15 protein-coding genes are annotated in these 18,221 nt (G+C 63.1%); 13 read left to right on the forward strand and 2 right to left on the reverse strand.

Annotation, left to right across the window (positions count from 1 at the left end; translation table 11 throughout):
* Positions 1–155 precede the first annotated feature (155 nt).
* The gene (locus tag F757_RS0105120) at positions 156–1,151 is read left to right on the forward strand and encodes a helix-turn-helix domain-containing protein (protein ID WP_027210479.1); all 996 of its coding nucleotides are present in this window, start codon (positions 156–158) and stop codon (positions 1,149–1,151) included.
* A gap of 225 nt (positions 1,152–1,376) precedes the next feature.
* On the opposite strand, the gene F757_RS0105125 is transcribed toward F757_RS0105120, so the two are convergent.
* On the reverse strand, positions 1,377–1,595 hold the full coding sequence (locus F757_RS0105125; RefSeq protein WP_027210480.1) for a hypothetical protein: 219 nt from the start codon (positions 1,593–1,595) through the stop codon (positions 1,377–1,379).
* Between the two features lie 552 nt (positions 1,596–2,147).
* Here F757_RS0105125 and F757_RS0105135 point away from each other — a divergent pair.
* The 12 genes from F757_RS0105135 (at position 2,148) to F757_RS0105190 (ending at position 16,525) form a co-directional block, all read left to right on the forward strand.
* Positions 2,148–3,140, forward strand: coding sequence for a GlxA family transcriptional regulator (locus tag F757_RS0105135; protein ID WP_027210481.1), 993 nt, complete (start codon positions 2,148–2,150; stop codon positions 3,138–3,140).
* Positions 3,141–3,329: 189 nt separating this feature from the next.
* Complete coding sequence (locus F757_RS0105140) at positions 3,330–3,734, forward strand: hypothetical protein (protein ID WP_232221357.1); 405 nt, start codon at positions 3,330–3,332, stop codon at positions 3,732–3,734.
* A gap of 380 nt (positions 3,735–4,114) precedes the next feature.
* Positions 4,115–6,544 carry a flavin monoamine oxidase family protein gene (locus F757_RS0105145; protein WP_027210483.1) on the forward strand — a complete coding sequence of 810 codons (2,430 nt, stop codon included), beginning with the start codon at positions 4,115–4,117 and terminating at the stop codon, positions 6,542–6,544.
* Between the two features lie 218 nt (positions 6,545–6,762).
* Positions 6,763–7,653, forward strand: coding sequence for a nitrilase family protein (locus F757_RS0105150; protein ID WP_027210484.1), 891 nt, complete (start codon positions 6,763–6,765; stop codon positions 7,651–7,653).
* A 55-nt stretch (positions 7,654–7,708) separates the two neighbouring features.
* Positions 7,709–8,878 (forward strand): substrate-binding protein, encoded by a 1,170-nt coding sequence (locus F757_RS0105155; protein ID WP_027210485.1) that lies wholly within the window; start codon positions 7,709–7,711, stop codon positions 8,876–8,878.
* A gap of 84 nt (positions 8,879–8,962) precedes the next feature.
* On the forward strand, positions 8,963–9,796 hold the full coding sequence (locus tag F757_RS0105160; RefSeq protein WP_013341090.1) for a branched-chain amino acid ABC transporter permease: 834 nt from the start codon (positions 8,963–8,965) through the stop codon (positions 9,794–9,796).
* Positions 9,789–11,648: an ABC transporter permease subunit gene (locus F757_RS0105165; RefSeq protein ID WP_027210486.1), complete on the forward strand. Its 1,860-nt coding sequence runs from the start codon at positions 9,789–9,791 to the stop codon at positions 11,646–11,648. Before F757_RS0105160 ends, F757_RS0105165 begins: the two co-directional genes overlap by 8 nt.
* Positions 11,645–12,358 (forward strand): branched-chain amino acid ABC transporter ATP-binding protein, encoded by a 714-nt coding sequence (locus tag F757_RS0105170; RefSeq protein ID WP_027210487.1) that lies wholly within the window; start codon positions 11,645–11,647, stop codon positions 12,356–12,358. Before F757_RS0105165 ends, F757_RS0105170 begins: the two co-directional genes overlap by 4 nt.
* A gap of 28 nt (positions 12,359–12,386) precedes the next feature.
* Positions 12,387–13,694, forward strand: coding sequence for an amidase (locus F757_RS0105175; RefSeq protein ID WP_027210488.1), 1,308 nt, complete (start codon positions 12,387–12,389; stop codon positions 13,692–13,694).
* A 32-nt stretch (positions 13,695–13,726) separates the two neighbouring features.
* Positions 13,727–14,902 carry a transporter substrate-binding domain-containing protein gene (locus F757_RS0105180; protein WP_027210489.1) on the forward strand — a complete coding sequence of 392 codons (1,176 nt, stop codon included), beginning with the start codon at positions 13,727–13,729 and terminating at the stop codon, positions 14,900–14,902.
* Positions 14,899–15,519, forward strand: coding sequence for an ANTAR domain-containing response regulator (locus F757_RS0105185; protein WP_027210490.1), 621 nt, complete (start codon positions 14,899–14,901; stop codon positions 15,517–15,519). Before F757_RS0105180 ends, F757_RS0105185 begins: the two co-directional genes overlap by 4 nt.
* A gap of 259 nt (positions 15,520–15,778) precedes the next feature.
* A complete protein-coding gene (locus F757_RS0105190; RefSeq protein ID WP_027210491.1) occupies positions 15,779–16,525 on the forward strand; it encodes a phage tail tip lysozyme in 747 nt (248 codons plus the stop codon).
* Between the two features lie 81 nt (positions 16,526–16,606).
* Here the strand turns inward: F757_RS0105190 and F757_RS0105195 are convergent, their stop codons facing one another.
* The gene (locus F757_RS0105195; protein ID WP_027210492.1) at positions 16,607–18,079 is read right to left on the reverse strand and encodes a helix-turn-helix transcriptional regulator; all 1,473 of its coding nucleotides are present in this window, start codon (positions 18,077–18,079) and stop codon (positions 16,607–16,609) included.
* Between the last annotated feature and the right edge of the window lie 142 nt (positions 18,080–18,221).

Raw genomic sequence — 18,221 nt, forward strand, 5'->3', positions numbered from 1 at the left:
GATTGGCAGGCTTTCGCTTACCATCGGATGCCAACATGTTGGCGAAATCCGCCACGGGTCAATTGGTAATAAAAAGACTCGGTAGCATGCGTTCGAGCGATTGAAGACAACTTCGAAAGAACAACAAAGTCATATATCTCCGGGAACGTACGACGATGGGGCCTCGCAGCGGTGAAGCTCACGAGAACGCACTTGAAACACAGTCCTCAACACACAAAGGCAGCGCGAGGCACATTGGCGTTGCACTTTTCAACGGGTTCGCGCTTCCGGACGTTGCGTCCATCATCGAAGTATTTCAATCGGCCAATGCATTGAGCGACCCGGATCAATCCGGGCGCGTGCATTACGAAGTCTCTCTTCTGTCGGCATCGGGTGGACGCATAGCCAGTTCGTCGTCCGTCTTTATCTGGACCGACGGCGTCGACTCCCTACGGCGTACCGACAACTTCCATGCGCTCTTTATTGCTGGCGGTATTGGTGCGACAACAGCGTTTCGCGACGATCGTCTGATTGTGTGGTTGCGACGCGTGTTTCCGGCCAGCGCGCTCGTTCACGCTATCGCTGAAGGACGCTTGCTGCTCCACGCGGCAGGCCTCACGCCTAGCGGAAGCGGTCGTACCGACGTACAACATGGAGCGAAGGTGAAAGGTCCCTCGCGCGCGATAGATCATTCGATGAGTCCGCTGCAAATCGCTTTACGCATCGTAGAAGAGGACATCGGCGCTGATATCGCACGCCAGGTGGCCGAGTGGGCCGCGCCGCGGCAGAGGCTGAAGACGGATGCGAACATTCGTGCAACGCCGGCGCCGCATGTCAGCGAACAGATTCAGGCTTCGGCGAGATGGATGGAAGCCAACGGCACGCGTCCCGTTTCCATTGAAGCCGCAGCGCAGATCGCCGCCATGAGCGAGAGAAATTTTCTGCGGCGCTTCAAGAACGAGATGGGCGTCACGCCTTCAGACTATCTTCTTCACGTACGACTGGAAATGAGCTGCAAGCTGCTTGAGAGCACGAGTCTGCCCGTCGACAAGATCGCGCGCCGCTGCGGAATCGGCAGCGGCGGACGGCTTGCCAAATTGTTCCGCAAGCATCTTTCCACTACGCCGACCGAATACCGGATGATGCGGCAAGGGTTGCGAAAACCGTCGTGACGGCGAGTTGGCATTTTTCGCGTCAATGCCAATTGGCTATGTGATTGGCGCCAGTCTCAGTGGCTGTCAGTCACGCCTGCGAGGAATATAAGAATATATATAGAAATGGAAACAAGCCTCTGCAATCGCATGGAATTGGCGAATAACAGAGCAGCGGCTTGACTCCATTGTTTCAATCAGGCCAAATTCTCACGTGTTGGCAATCCATCCAATCGGAATAAGGCCCTAACCCGTGCGCGAAACGCGCATGCCGTTGCTTATTTCGAGCGCTGCCAACAGATCCGGCGCGCTCAAATCCGGCAACTTCCGGGCGATCATATCCCAGAAAATAAGTTCGTGCATAGCGGTGGCGTCTTCAATTGTATTCCACTCACGTGCGCCGACGATGGCGTCGGCGGTCTCGCAGGCAGCATCGACGATCGCCTGAATGTATTGTTTGTGCATAGCTGCGTTAACGACCGCCGTTTCAACTTATTTAGCCTGTCCCGCAATCGTTTGCGAAAAAAATGCGCGCCTCGTGGCGACGGCTTGTGCCGGCCGCCGCCGGACGGCGCGTGGCGTCCAGACTGACCGCCACGCGCATTATTCAGGTGCAAAGCCCCTCGAGCGCGCACAAAAACGGCTCCAGGTCTTTCTCGTGAGACTGAAGACTCATACAACCGGACCTGAATACGTTGTAATTTCTCGCAGTTTTCTCACGGCATATCTGAATTTTCTGCGCATCGACGCAAACAGTGCTATATAGACAGGCCGCGCTTTCGCAAAAATCTTGAAAAAAATCAATCGACCTTCTCATTTGGTCCCGTAACGAATGTGAATTGGATAAATGCACCGTCAGCATGCATGCTTCATATCAGTCTGATGTCGCCAACGGCCAATTTGTTGGCTGATTCAGCCATGTAATAATTAACTGGAAGCCAATCGTATAGGATTGACTCACAACAACTAAAGACAGAGCCAGAAGGCTTTGCAGGCCGATATATTCCGGGGAAAAAGATGGAGCTGATAGAAACTCTACCGCGCTGCACGCCGCAAAATTCTGAGTCAGCGCACAAGACAGAGGTTGCACATGTCGACATCGCACTGTTCAATGGTTTTGCGTTGCCGAAAGTAGCAGCCATCATCGAAGTCTTTCACAAAGCCAATGCGCTAACCGCGTCGCAGCGTGACGGCCGCGTGTATTACGACATCTCATTGCTATCGGCCGCGGGCGGCCGGATTGCCAGTTCGTCGTCGGTATTCGTCTGGACGGACAGTGTCGAAACGCATAGAGGCACGAACGATCGCCATCTGCTGTTCATTGCAGGCGGTGCGGGCGTGCAGCAGGCGTGCCGCGACGAACGTCTGAGCAGTTGGCTGCGGCGCCGCCATCCTTTCAGCGAAATCGTTCACCCCATTGCGGAGGGACGGCAGCTTCTCGAGGCAACCGGGCTGCCCAGCCGCTACTGCCCGCTCGTGTACGGCGAGCAGGACGCACATGAGCCCTATGCGAGGCCCCCGCTGACTGAAGCGCCGACAGCCGTAAGCACGGCACTGCGTCTGGTGGAAGAACATCTTGGCCCCGACCTCGCAAGGCAGATCGCGCAGTCTATTGCCCCCGAACGCAGAACGCCGTTCAGCAACGACATGACGCGTGCATCGCACCAGGTCAGCGAGAAGATCATGGCGTCGGTGCGCTGGCTCGAAGCGAACGTCGATCGCCCTATTTCGATCGACGCGGCCGCGCAGGTCGCCGCAATGAGTGAGCGCAACTTTCTGCGGCGCTTCAAAAGCGAAATGGGCATGACGCCTTCGGACTATCTGCTGCGCGCGCGCCTGAACATGAGCTGCAGAATGCTGGTGGAATCGCGCTTACCCGTCGACAAGATTGCCCGGCGCTGTGGGATCGGCAGCGGCGGCCAGTTAGCCAAACTGTTCAGAAAGTATCTGGCGACCACGCCATCGGACTATCGGACAAGTAAAGCCGCCCCGCTGAGCAATCTTTCCTGAGCGTGCGCCGCACCTCCGCTTCCCTCTTTTCGCCCATTACCGGATGCGCCGCTTCTGCATCATGCTTTTGCATGTTGAGCGGCAGCACCGGCTGTCATCGATTTGGCCATTCCGACCATGATTTACGCAACGACGCGCCGCTCTTCTTTTGATGTCTCGGACGCCGAGGTTCCCGATCGTCGCAATCGGATGTACACCAACGCGTCGCCGCTCCTTGTCGGCCTGCGTCTATGGGGTTTCGACAGACCCAAGGTGCGACGCTGGGGCGAGAATCTGCCCACGCTCGGCGGCCGCCTCGCGTGGGAAATCATGCACGATCCCGATGACGATGCAGTAGATGTCGTGATCCATCTTGTACGGTCGTCCGCAACGGCACTCGGTTCGTTTTGCTGGAACTGCGTGGGTGCGAACCGAGCCATGCACGACGCTCGACATGGCCGCGTTCTCAACGTGGCGATTTTTTCGGGCGATGCGCGCCGCTTGCCGGCGCAGCTCAACGGACTATGGGTAATGGCGGGGCAACGCCCGCAAGAAGATATCGTCCACGAAGTCGTCCGCACGCTCGTGGTTCCGCGTTTGGCGAACGCACGGTGATGCGTGCACGGTGATGCGTTCGTCCGTGCAGATGGCCAAACCCTGACAACTCAGCCCTCCCTGTTCGTTTCTCCGTCACGCGATTCGCTTCCCTGCTCGCGGACCGCGCCCACGATAGTAACGTTCCTAGCGGTATCAACGTTCGCGCAGCAACGCTGCCGTCGCCGCCGCATGCGGTCGGACTCACCATTCGAGTGAGTTGGCCGCTTATCGGCCGCCGCATCCGGCTGGCCGGCGATGTTCGCCCCGGGCACTTCATGCTTTGCTTGCCGCGCGCTTTTCATCCGTTATGCGCCTCCGGCGGCCTGCGCTCACACATGCTGTGGAGCCAGTCGATTCACGCCGTCGTGACGCCGAGACAACTCAACAGGGAACACAACATGCCTACTATCGAACCAGGCTCCTCCGCATCAGGTAGCAACCCGCATCTGCCGCCGCCTGGCGGCATTCCCTCTGAACCCGCCAAACCGGCGGCGACACCGCAGCCGCACGTGCCGGGGCTGCCGGCCGCCCGGGCACGCGGCGCGCAAGGATCGGGCGAGCCCGCGCCCACGGCGCGCTCGCGTCAGGCGCTGCCGGCACCGAAGACCGAGACAACGACGCCGGCTTCGCGCAACCAATGGCCATCCGGCAAGGCGTTCATGGGCGAGTATCTTCGGACAAACGGTTCGGGCGCGCTCGCTCGCGACAACACGCTGTCGACGGTTGGCCGCGCATTGCCGCCGCTCACTCCGCAATCGGTTGGCCGCTATTTCAGGGAGCCGGTGGGCGACTGGCCGCGCGATCGCAACAAGCTCGGCCCCGCGGTGAACAAGAATCTGACGCGGCTCGCCGGCATGGAAGCGGGGCCGCAGCGCGAGCAATTGCACCTTGAAACGACGCTGCAATGGCATGCGCTCTGCGAAGCCGAACAGGGCGATGTGCTCAACACGCTCGGTGCACAGCAGTCCGACCTTCTCGGCGACACGGCACGCCAGGCCGCGCCCGATGTGCCCCGCACGCCGGTGCGCGACTGGCTCGAACACACCGCGGTTTTCATGAAGCCCGAGCTCGCTGCAAAACTGCTCAATTCGTGTACGCCGGAGGCCCGCGAGAAGCTCGCGATGCCGATGAAGGCCGCGGGCGACGACGCAGACCTGAAAGCGCTCCTGAAGGACCGCTTCACCGATCTGCGCATGACCATGCCGCTCGATCATATGTACGACTACACCGGTTTCTGGTGGGACAACAATCGTCAGGTCGGCACCTTGCCGGAGGGTGTGGCCGAGAATCTCAAGGTCTGCGTGGTCGGCGCGGGCCCGGCCGGCATCATGGCGGCGGATGCGCTGAACCGCATCGGCGTGAAGCCGAACGTGCTGGAACAGGCGGACCACATCGGCGGACGGATTGCCTCTGGCCGCTGGGAAGGCGACCCGACGCCCTACCACCCAGGCGGCATGCGCTTTCACACGACGCGCGGCAACTTCTACTGGAGCATTGCCGAGCACTATGGGCTCGAACACGTGCCGTTTCCGAATTCGAGCTCGGTGCCGACTTCGTACATTATCGGCGGCAAGGTTTACGAAGCACAGCCCGGCGAGCCGCCGGAAAACGCGACGATGCGCAAGGTTGCCGAAGACGTCATGCGCTCGATGACCGAACCGCTTCTCGCGCCGATCCGCGAGGCGCGCGACGCGGGCGACACCGCACGTTTTCGCGAGCTCTGCGACGATGCCAAGCAGAAGTTCGACAGCCACACGTTCCAGTCCGGCCTGAAGGCGCTGCTGCAGGAAAAAGGCATTACCTGGAACAGGGACGAATGGCGCACGTTCGGCGCGACGGGCATTGGCGTGGGCGGCTATTCGGGCTATTTCAGCACGGGCTTTCTGGAGGAATTCCGCTTCCTCGTCGACGAGCGTCTGGAAGATCACGTCGCGCTCGTCGACGGTGCGGACGCGCCGCTGCACAAGATGATCGAGGACAGCGAAGGTCTGCCGGAAGGCACGGTATCGCTTGCCGAACAAAACGCCATTCAGCTGAACGCCGAAGTCACGAGCATCAAGAAAGTCGACGGCAAGTATCACGTGACCTGGCTCGACAAGACCAGTAACGAAACGAAAACCGAACAGTACGACGAACTATTCTTCGCCGGTGGTCCGCGCGAGGCGGTACGTCTGGGCCTCACCGGTCCGCAGGCGGGCTCGGAGCCACTGTTGCCGGAAGATTTCGCCGCTGCCATCAAGGACGCTCGCGTGGTGGGCGCCACCAAGATGGCTGTCAAGATCGCCGCGGACCTGATGGAGGATCGCGATCTGCCCGGCAACGTTCAGGCAGACGAACTATTCCAGCAGTCGTACGTGGTGCCGGCGAGCGACGGCGGCGCGGTGGTCTATCCGAGCTACACCCTCGGCGACAACTCGACGAAGGTCGCCGGCATGACGGGCCGCGAACAGATGGACCTGTACGTCCGGACGCTTCGCGACGTGGCCTCGCGCGATCCGGACAATCCGGCTCACCAGAAGCTCGCCAATCTCGCCGACGTCGTCGAGCAAAGCCGTGACGGCATTGCATATACGCACTGGGGACTCGAGCGTCATCAGTGGGGCGCGTTCAAGATGGACGGACCGGACCAGCTCGACAACACGCGCACGTTGTATGCGGCGCTGCTGAGAATGAGCGACGGCGCAATCGCCATTGGCGAGGAGCTCACCTTCGAGGGCGGCTTCGCGAGCGGTGCGCTGGCGTCGGCAACGCACGGCGTGCAGCAGTTCGTGCGCCGCCAGGGCGGCAAGTTGCCGCCGAATTCGCCGTACTATCAGGAGTTGCTGTAAAGAAGCACGGCGTGCCGCAAACAAGTGCTTTCCCTATAAGCGGCCTTATTGCTTGACATGGGAAATTTGATTTCATAAATTCGTTCCCAGTCTGTCGTCATGTATGTCGTGGCGGCACACGGCAACGTTGCCGTGCTACATGGAAGGCTATGCAGCCCCCTAACTTGCGTTTTCAACGCTGGTCAGGGGGCTTTTTGTTTTGGGAGACGAAAACAGCAATGTCGCACTACGACCTGGCAAAGCCCGGCCTGGAGGAACTCGTCATCGCGTGCGTGCAGATGGAGCCGCACATCGGCGCCAAACGCGCCAACGTGGCGCGCCTCATCCGGCATGTGGAAACCGCTGCGAGCCACGGCGCGTCGCTTGTCGTGCTGCCCGAGCTGGCGACGACCGGCTACGTGTTCTCGGACCGCGACGAGGCATTCTCGCTGGCCGAAGGCCTGCCCGATGGCGAAACCGCCGGGCTCTTCGCCGATACCGCGCAGCGCCTCGGTGTTCATATCGTCACGGGCATTGCCGAACGTGCGGGCAAACGCCTGTATAACTCGGCACTCTTCACCGGCCCTTCCGGTCACATTGGCATCTATCGCAAGCTGCATCTGTGGAATAACGAAAACCGTTTTTTCGAACCGGGTGATCGCGGCGTGCCGGTGTTCGGCACCCCGCTCGGCCGCATTGCAATTGCAATCTGCTACGACGGCTGGTTTCCCGAGACCTACCGGCTCGCGGCCATGCAGGGCGCGGACATCGTGTGCGTGCCGACCAACTGGGTGCCGATGCCCTCGCAGCCCGAAGACCGCTCTGCAATGGCCGCCACTCTCACGATGGCGGCCGCGCACAGCAACGGCATGGCGATCGCCTGCGCGAACCGCATCGGCACCGAGCGCGGGCAACTGTTCATCGGTCAAAGCCTGATCGTGGGCGGGGACGGCTGGCCGCTCGCCGGTCCCGCGAGCATCGACCGCGAAGAAGTGCTGTACGCAAGCATCGACGTCAAGCGTACTCGCGCCGCACGCACGCTCAACGCTTTCAATCACGTGCTGCGCGATCGCCGCGCGGATGTGTACGACCCCATGCTTGGCGCGCGCTGGCCTGCTTTCCAGACCTGAGCGCTACCGTGTTCGTGGCAACTTCACCTTACTCACAACCATTGCGAAGGACATCATGAGACCAGTCATCAAACTCTTTCTGGCTGCCGCCGTCGCGGCAATCGCCGGCGCCGGGACCTGTGCAGGCGTGTTCGCCGCCGAGCCGATCCGCATTGGCGTAGCGGTCGGGCTGTCCGGTGCGAACAGTGTGGTCGCGCCCGCGGTGGTGCAGGCCTCGCAACTCGCCGTGGATGAAATCAACGCGTCGGGCGGCATCCTGGGCCGGCCCGTCCAGCTCGAGATCACCGACGACGCATCGGGCGCGGTCGGTGCGCAAAAGGCCTACGACACGCTCGTGTTCCAGAAGAACGTGGACGCGATCATCTCGATGGAAACCAGCGCGGCGCGCAATGCGGCGCTACCCATCGTCGCGCGCGGCAAGAAGCCGTTCATCTACACGTCGTTCTACGAAGGACGTTCGTGCAATCCGTGGATGTACGTCAACGGCTGGGTGCCCGAGCAGCAGGTTGCGCCGGTGGTCGACTACTTCGCGAAGGCGAAGGGCGCGAAGACTTTCTATCTGGTCGGCAACGACTATGCATTCGGCCGCGGCATGCTGCAGTTCACGCGCAAATACATCGAGGCACACGGCGGCAAGGTGGTAGGCGAAGAGTATCTGCCCACCGACGGCACGGACTGGACGCCGATTCTCTCGAAGATTCGCGCCGCGCATCCGGATGCGCTAATCAGCGCGACCGCGGGCGGCGCGCCCAACGTGTCGCTCGCAAAGCAGTTGAAGGGCTCGGGCCTGACGCTGCCCTACGGCAATCTCGCCATCGACGAGGGCACGGCGAAGAGCATGGGCGACGTCGCGACCGGCATTTATATGTCGGGCTCCTATCTGACGAGTATCGATACCTCCGCGAACAAGAAGTTTCTCGCCGCGATGGACAAGCGCTTCGGCAAGGACGTCAAGACCCCGAACGAGCTTTCCGAGCCGCAGTACGAAGCGTTTTTCCTTTACAAGGCCGCGGTGGAAAAAGCGGGCTCGACGGATTCCGCCAAGGTCATCAAGGCACTCGATCAGGTATCGTTCAACGGTCCGCGCGGTCAGATCGAAATGGTCAAGAGCCGGCATACGCCGCTCGCCATGCGCCTTGGCCAGATCCAGTCCGACGGCTCGGTGAAGATCCTGCAGACTTTCCCGGACGTCGATCCGGGCGCGCAGTGCCCGAACCTCAAGTAGGCGCTACCGGCAACACGGCATTCGCCTGAGCGCGGCACCGCCGCGCGATGCCCTGCGTTCTGGCGAATGCGACTGGAGACAACCATGGTTCTCGCATTAGACATTCTGACCACCACGGCCGTGCTGTTCATCGTCACGGCCGGCCTGATGGTAATTTTCGGCGTGATGAAGATCGTCAACTTCGCGCACGGCGCGCTGCTGACGATGGGTGCGTACGCAAGCTTCGTCGTCACGCAGCTAAAGCTCAACCCGTGGCTCGGTCTGCCGCTTGCCGTCGTGGTCGGCACCGTGGTCGGCATGCTGGTCGAGTGGATCATCGTGCGGCCTTTGTACAAGCGTCCGCTCGACGCGATCCTCGCCACATGGGGCCTCGGCATCGTCATCGGGCAACTGATCGTGATGACGTTCGGCCGCGAGGTGCAATTCGTCGAAACGCCGCTCAAGGGCGTCGTGTCGATTGCCGGCACCGACTATTCCGCTTACCGCCTGCTGCTGATTCCGGTCGCGCTCGGCATCTGCGCGATCATGACTGCGCTTCTGACGGGCACCCGCTTCGGTGTCAAAACGCGCGCGGTCATCATGAACGAAGACCTCGCCCGCGGCTTGGGCATTCACTCCGGACGCATCCGCTTCATCACCTTCAGCCTCGGCGCGGCCTTCGGTTCGCTCGCCGGCGTGCTGATCACGCCTTTATCGAGCGTCGACCCGGACATGGGTTTGCCGTGGCTCGTGAGCGCTTTCATGCTGGTCATGGTGTCCGGCCACTCGATGCTGAGCCTGCTCGTCACCTGCTTCGTGTTCGGCGCCTGCCAGGTGCTCGTCAGCACGTTCGTGAGCCCAGTGCTCGGCGGGCTGACCATTGCGGTGCTCGCCGCGCTCACATTGCGTATTCGTCCGCAGGGGTTCTCTCATGGCTAAAGTCAACGCGTCGCTGGGGCATGCCGGGCGCGAGCCGTCGCCCGCCGGCAAGCGGCAACGCAGCCGGTCCAGGCCGTTACGCGGTCTCGCAACAATCGGCGTGCTCGGCGTTCTGCTGATCGCGGCCGGTCCTTTTCTGTTCGGCTCGTATCTGCTGAACGTGCTGATCCAGGCGTTCTTCTTCTCGATCGTCGCGGTGACAGTGGATATTCTCTGGGGCTACACCGGCTATCTGACGTTCGGCCAATCGGCGTTCTTCGGACTCGGCGCCTATGCCGCGGGACTGGTGTTCACGCACGGCGGCTTTTCAGCGGCCTATGTTCTGCTCGCGCTCGCGGCAACGCTTGCCGTGACGGCCGGGGTCGCCGCCCTGCTCGGCTGGCTGTCGTTCTACCGCGGCGCTTCACCGTTCTTTGCCACCGTCATGTCGCTCGTGCTGCCCATCGTGCTCAGTCAGCTGCTGCTCTCCGGCGGAGAATGGACAGGCTCGAGCTCCGGGCTAACCGGCTACCAGACCTTCGATCTTTCGCTCGAAGCGTGGTACTGGATCGCAGGCGCGGCGCTCGCCGTCGTCGTCGGGCTTGCGTGGATCTTCGTGCGCAGCGACGGCGGCCGCGTGCTCGCGGCGATTCGCGACAACGAGTCGCGGTGCCTGTATCTGGGCATCAACACCTCGCTCGTGAAGATCGTGCTGCTCGTTGCGACCGCGGCGGTCGCGGGGCTCGCCGGCTTCGGCTACGGCTCGTTCAGCGGTGTGGTCGCGCCCGAACTGACCGGCTTCGTGCTGGGCACGCAGCTCATCATCTGGGTCGCGCTCGGCGGGCGCGGCACGTTGTGGGGGCCGGTGATCGGCGCGCTGCTGATCAACGTGGGCACGTCGTATCTGAGCGGCATCATGCCGTTCGCGTGGCAGCTGATACTCGGCGGCGCGTTCGTCGCCGTCATCGTGCTGTTGCCGCAAGGTCTCGTGCCGCTGCTGCTCGCGCCGCTGCGTCATTTCGCGGGCGAATCGCGCGAACCCGAACTCGTCGAGCGGCCCGTACACAGCGGCCATGAGCCGGATGCATCCGCGCCGGCGTTGCGCATGAGCGGCGTGGCGCGTCATTTCGGCAGCCTCAAGGTGCTGCAAGGCATCGATCTGGATGCGCAAGCCGGCGAACTGGTCGGCCTCATCGGCCCAAACGGCGCGGGCAAGACCACGCTGATGCGCTGCATGAGCGACGGCGCCGAGCGCTCGGCCGGCACTGTCATGCTGTGCGGCAACGACATCCGCCAATTGCCGCCCGACCGGTGCGTGCGCTTCGGTCTCGGGCGCAAGTTCCAGAATGCCAACATCTTCGAGACGCTCACGGTGGCGCAATGTCTGCGCATTGCGGGCACGCTGATCGAGCGGCCCTCGTTCGTCCGACGCTCGGGCACTCTCGCGTTGCCGCCGTATGCGCTGGAGGTGGTTCGCGCGACCAACCTCGAGCGCAAGCTCGGTGCCGTGGCAAAGGACCTTTCGCATGGCGAACAGCAGGCGCTGGAACTCGCGATGGTGCTCGCGCTGGAACCGCGCATCGTGCTGCTCGACGAGCCGACCGCGGGTCTCACGAAGACTGAGCGCGCGCAAATCGGCAACGTGCTTGCGGCGCTCGCTCACCGGTATAAGCTGTGTTGCCTGCTGGTCGAGCACGACCTCGACTTCGTGGCCGGCATCGCGACGCGCATCGTGGTGTTGCATCAGGGGCGCATCGTCATGCAAGGCAATTTCGACGAAGTGGTCAACTCCGAACTCGTGCGGACGATTTACGCCGGCACCGCGCAAGGCGATACGGCCGTCGGCGCGGCAACACAACGGGAGGCCTCGTGAACCAGAGCCAGATCGCGTTGAACCTGAAGGACGTGACAAGCGGATACAAGGCGTCGGTCGTGCTGCGCAAGCTTTCCTTGAGCGTCGCCAACGGCGAGGCCGTTGCGCTGCTCGGCAAGAACGGCATGGGCAAGACCACGCTGCTGAAAACCATCATGGGCTATCTGCCCAAGCAAAGCGGCGCGGTCCACGTGCATGGGCAGGACATGACGCGCGTGCCGCCGCATCGCATCGCACGGGCTGGCATTGCGTATGCACCGCAGGAACATGCGCTCTTTCAGGACCTCAGCATTCGCGACAATCTGCGGCTGGGGCTCACGAACGTCTCCGTGTTCGACGAGCGTTTTGCGCAGATCGAGCCGATCTTTCCGGTGTTCGCCAGCCGTCTGCGTCAGTACGCGGGCACGCTCTCGGGCGGCGAGCAGAAGATGCTGCTGGTGGCGCGCGCGCTGATGATGCGCCCTTCCATCATTCTGCTCGACGAGATCACCGAGGGACTGCAACCGTCCGTGATCGACCGGCTGGCCGACGCACTGCTGTGGGAGCGCAGCCGCCACGGCACCACGCTGCTGCTGATCGAACAGAACGTGCCGTTCGCGCTCAAGGTCGCCGACCGCTACGCAGTGCTCAAGCAAGGCGAAATTGTCGACGAAGGCAATGCGAAAGACGAAGCCGCCGCGGAATCGATCTACGAACATTTGCGCGTCTGACGCGCCGCAGTTTCGCGATACTCATGCCATGACCACTGCACAATCATTCTATCGACCACTTTCCGCTCATGCGCTGCTTGAGCGCACGGCCCGCGATCCCGCGGAGCGCAGCCGTCTCGTGCCCGAATCGCTCGCGCGTATTGACGAACTCGACGCCGGAATTCGGGCGATGACCGCCGTCGCGCCGCGCGACACCGCGCTCGCCAACGCCGCTGCGGCGACAGGTCCGCTTGCCGGCCTGCCGGTCGCCGTGAAGGACATCTTCGACACCAGCGACTTCGTGACCTCGTACGGCTCGCCGATTTACGAAGGCCATCAGCCGAAGTCCGACGCGGCCATTGTCACCTTGCTCAAGCGCAACGGCGCGGTCGTGATCGGCAAGACGGTGACTAGCGAGTTCGCCTATATGGCGCCCACCGCCACGCGCAACCCCGCCGCTTTGGGCCGCACGGCGGGCGGCTCGTCGTCGGGTTCGGCAGCGGCGGTCGCGGCCGGCATCGCGCCGTTTGCGATCGGCTCGCAGACCGGCGGCTCGACCATACGTCCCGCGTCGTATTGCGGCGTCGCGGGCTTCAAGGCGACCTTCGGCATGCTGCCGACGGCGGGCATGAAATGCTTCTCCTGGTCGTTCGACACAGTCGGCCTCTTTGCCGCCGGCGTGCGCGACGCGGCCTTGCTCGCGCAGGTGTTGAGCGGCCGCCCGCTGGCCATTCGAGGCAACGAGCAGCCGCCGGTCTTCGGCGTGCCCGAGCGTTACCCGTGGACCGAGCCCTCGGCCAACGCGAGCAACGTGCTGGAGACGGCGGTACGCGCTGTCGAACGCGCGGGTGGCCGCGTGCGCCCGGTGCGCTTCGAGTCGTGGATGGCCGAACTGATCACCGCGCACGACACCATTCAAAGCTATGAGGCATGGCAGACGCTAGGCTTCGAGTACGATCGTCATCGCGCGCAACTTTCGCCGATGCTGTTCGCGTTTCTCGCGCGCGCCTCGAACGTGGATGCCGCGGCCTACGAAAGCGCATGCGCCGCGATGAGCCACGCGAAAACGAGGCTCGCCGAACTGTTCGAGGGCGTCACCATGCTGCTCACTCCGAGCGCCCCCGACGAAGCCCCGGAGGGACTGGCGTCGACCGGCGACCCGGCATTCAATCGCAACTGGACCCTGCTCGGCTGTCCGTGCGTGAATGTGCCGGGCCTCACCGGCGCGCGCGGCGCGCCCGTGGGCGTGCAGGTCATCGGCCGGCCGTGGGACGACGCGCGCTGCCTCGAGGCGGCCGCGTTCGTCGAGCGGGCGATCATCGCAACAGCTACGCCGGGCGAGCGCGCGGCACGCTAGCCGGTCGCCGAACGCAGCGAGGAGAACACTGAATGGAGACGAATCCGCTACAGTCCGCGAAAGCGCCGCCGGCCGAGTCCGGCTGGCGCGTCGGCGTGCTGTTCTCGCGTACCGGCGTAACGGCGGCCACGGAGTCCGAGCATTTTTTCGGCACCGTTCTCGCTATCGAGGAAATCAACGCGGCAGGCGGCATCGACGGGCGTCTGCTCGACCCCGTCGTGTACGATCCGAAAAGCGATCCCGACGAATACCGCAGGCTTGCCTCGCGCATGTTGCAGGAAGACGAGGTCACGGTCATTTTCGGCTGCTCCACGTCGTCCAGCCGCAAGGCAGTGCTGCCGGTTATCGAGCGCTATAACGCGCTGCTCTGGTATTGCTCGATCTACGAAGGATTCGAGTACTCGCCGAACGTGATCTACACGGGCGCGGTGCCCAATCAGAACAGCATGCAGCTCGCCGCTTATCTGCTGCGCAATCATGGCCGGCGTTTTTTTCTGGTTGGCGCGGACTATATTTATCCGCGAGAATCGAACCGGATCATGCGCGACATGGTTGAGCAGCATGGCGGCGAGATTGTCGAAGAAGTCTATCTGCCTAGCGACGCCGAGCCCGCCGCATTGCGTGAAGTCGTTCAGCAGATCCGGGCCGTTGAGCCCGACGTGGTATTTTCCACGTTGATAGGCCGGGGCGCGCGTGCGTTCTATCAGCTCTATCGCGAGCACGGGATCGATCCCGCGCGCATCCCGATTGCAAGCTTGACGATGACCGAGGGCGAAACGCGGATGATCGGTCCTGAACTGTGCGGCCACCATATCATTTCGGCGAGCTATGTGAACACGCTCCCGCTGCCGGGCAACCAGCGCTTTCTCAAGTCATGGCGCGCACGCTTTGGCGAACAGCCCGCGAGCATGTGGTCGGAAATGGCGTACAACCAGGTGCATCTGTTTGCACTTGCGCTCGCGCGTACCCGCAGCCTCGATACCGCAAAACTGGTCGATGCGGTGTACGAGGTGGAATTCGATTCGCCCGAAGGCATGCTGCGCATCGACCGCGCGAACAATCACGCCATTCTCACGCCGCGCATTGCGGTGTGCCGGCCGGACGGCGCGTTCGACATTGTGTGGGAGGGCCGCCATCCGGTGAAGCCCGACCCTTATCTGACTTCATACGGTTTCGCCGAATTCTGGCTTGATGGAGAGCCGGTATGAACGCGGGCGCCCGCCGCATCTTCGACGATCTGCGCACGCTGCGCGTGGTGGTGATCCATCCGCCCGGCGACGACCGCAGCGTGCTCGAAGAGCAGTTGCGGCGCATAGGCTGCCCGGTTCGCGCGGTCTGGCCGCTGCCTGCGCATTTGCCGACGGACGCCGACGTGATCTTCTTTCTGGTCGGCCTGGAGATCAGGAACGCGGGTAACTGGAGCGCCGCCGACACGCAGGCCACGCTGATCGCGCTCTCCGACTACGAGAACCCCACTGCGCTGAAAATGCTGCTGGATACGCAGGCGCACGGCGTGATCACCAAACCGTACCGCTCCACCGGCGTGCTCAGCACGCTCGTGCTGGCGCGGGCGTCGTCGGGCTATCAGCAACGGCTGCACGCGAAGATCGGCAAGCTGGAGGAAGCCATCAAGGCGCGCCGCCACATCGAGCGGGCCATGCGTATCCTGATCGACGCGCATCGGCTGAGCGAGAACGAAGCGTACGAACATATGCGCTCGCGCGCGACCGAATTGCGTGTGACGGTCGGCGAAATCGCGACCATCGTGATCGACGCTCATGAAGGCATGGAAAAGCTCGGGCTCGGCAAGCGCTTAAGGCCGTAGTGGGCAGTTGCGCGGCAGCCAGGCTGTGACGGCGATTGCGCGTGATGGCCGCGCCTAGCCTACTCGCCTTTTCACCTTTTCGCCTTCACCTTCTCACGTTCTCATCTTCTCACTGCTTTACTTCGTCACCGCTTCACCGCTTCGCTATCTCAGCGTCAACTTCCGACCCGCGTATCAGCCGCCCAATTCGCGCTGCTAGAGTGGGTTCGATCCTGCCTGCTCAACCGATCTCGTCCCACACCTCCCGAGCGAGACCACCATGATCGATGCCGCTGAACTCAAACGACTGGACCAGCTCATTCATCAACTCGGCCCAAGCGGCTCCGGCTCGGGCAGCGCAAGCGACGAGGAGATCGCACGTGAAATCGAGCAGATTCTCGCAGCGCTCTTCAGCGACGGCGGATCGTCGAACTCCGGCATGCCCTCCATGCCTTCCCTCCCCGCGATGCCCTCGGCGCCTTCGAGCGCGGGCCGCGCCTCCCCCGCCAGCTACAGGAGCACGGCCTCGACAGCAGGCGTGCCGGCTGGCGACGGCTCCGGCCAATCCACCTCCGCGAGCACGCCCGAAGCGAAGAAAACCGCTGCATATTTCATGACGAACCTGCAACGCGACTTCGGCCTGACCCGCAACCAGGCGGCGGGCATTGTCGCGAACCTGTGGCATGAAAGCGGCGGTATGAACCCGGGTATCAACCAGGGCGGCGCAATTGGCGCGCCCAATTCGAACCTGCAATCCGGCTACGGCATTGCGCAATGGACAGGCTCGCGCAAGCAGGACTATCTCGACTATTGCTCCGCGAACCACCTCGATCCGTCCAGCGAGCAAGCCAACTACGGCTTCCTCAAGCACGAATTGCAGACCTCGCAGTCGGGCGCCATCGACGCGATCAGGAATACCCACTCCGCGCAGGACGCCACGGTCGTGTTCTGCAACACCTTCGAGCGCCCCGGCGATCCGCAAATGTCGAGCCGCCTCGCCGATCTGCAATACGTGCTGACGGCGTGATTCGCCGCGGCGCGTGAGCGGCCCGCGGCGCATCCATGCCGAATCCGTACCGATCCGTACCGCATGTGCGGCACGGATTCGTCAGCGCTCCAGCGTCTCCGAAGGCGCCTCATGAAACTGCTTGCGATAGCCGCTCACGAGCGTCGAGCGGTTCTGCACGCCCCATTTGTTGGCTGTCAACAGCACCGTGCGCTCGCCGGTGAACGAGTCGTCGAGCAGATCCGCGCGAATCCGCTCCATGCGCAGCCGGCGAATCAGTTCGGTGGGCGAAAGACCGAGCGAATGCTTGAACGCGCTTTGCAACGCGCGCTCGGTCACGCCTACTTCCGCCGCCACCTCACGCACCGAGAGGTCGCGCCGGTCGAGGTTTTCGTGCAGGTAGCGATACGCGCGCCGGTAGCGCGCGGGCAGCCGCGCGGCGACATCGTCGAGTTGCGGCGCCTGGCGTGCGGCCTTGCCCGCATACGACACCAGCACCTGCGAATCGTCGCGCAGACACTGCGTGGCGATCAGCGCGTAGCGGCCGAAAAACAGCATGCCCTCGCGGCTGCGCCCGAGCGCCTGATGCGTCTTTGCGACCGCATACAGATATTCGAGCTGCCGATGCCCGGTCGACCCCGCATGGTCGATGCGATGCAGCGGCTCGAGCAGCATCTCGGCCAACTGCGGTGCGTCGGACGCGAGGGCGGCCAGCACGACTTCGAGCCGCGTGCTGCGCAGATAATCGCCGAAGCCGCGCTGCTGCGCCCAGTTCAGATGTGCGGTGATACCCTCGAGCGCCGCGCGTTCCCCACGCGCAAGCTCACGCAACTGCCGCAAATAGTCGACGCGCTGTCGCAGCAGCGGCGTGCAGACGTTCAACGCCTCGACTTCATGCAGATCGGCGGCGTCGCTCGCCGAGGCCATCGCATGAAAGCCGCCCGCGGCACCCACACCGCGCAGTGTGTGCTCGGCAAGACCGGACTGCCAGTACGCGTGATCGCTCAACAGCGTGGCGCCGCGCAATTCGCGCTGCACGGCAATGTCGAAGCGCAAGGTGGCGACCAGCTCGCGCCAGTGGCCGAGCGACGGGTCCGTGGTGGCAGCCGCAAGTTCGTCGAGTGCGTCGCCGCAATCGCGCGAACGGCCCAGCTCGTGCAGCGCGCCGACAATACCGAGCCGAGCCTCGACCTGTTGCGCCGTGCCCACGTCCGGCTCGTCGACGAGCCGCGCGAAGCACGACAGCGCGGTCGCAAGCCTGTGCCGGAACAGCGCCTGCCAGCCGGCATTGCGGCACGACGCCGCGCGGATCGCGTGGCGCGGCGAGCGAATTGCCTTCTGCGCGCGGCGATATTGTTCCTCGGCCTCGTCGCAGATGCCGAGCGTCATCTGCATGTCGGCATGCAGGCGCAACAGTTCGTATGAACCCGCAGCGCCGCGCGCGAGCTCGGACCAACGGCTCGCCTGAGCGCCCGCGGGCTGCAGGTCGCCGTCACGTACCTTGTTGAGAAAGCCGTCCGGCAGATCGTGAACGGACAACGAAGCCGCCAGGGGAAAGTAAAGCGTCAGGAACATTGCGCTACTCCTCGTCGATGCGCGGGCGGCCCACGGCTACGGGACGCACGCCTGCTGCAAACCGATGGTTGCGTATGCCACCATCGTGCGCATCCCCTAATCTATGCAGATATGCGGCGCACATCTTCAACAAATCTGAGCG

The organism is Burkholderia sp. WSM2232, assembly GCF_000472545.1.
Lineage (GTDB): Bacteria > Pseudomonadota > Gammaproteobacteria > Burkholderiales > Burkholderiaceae > Paraburkholderia.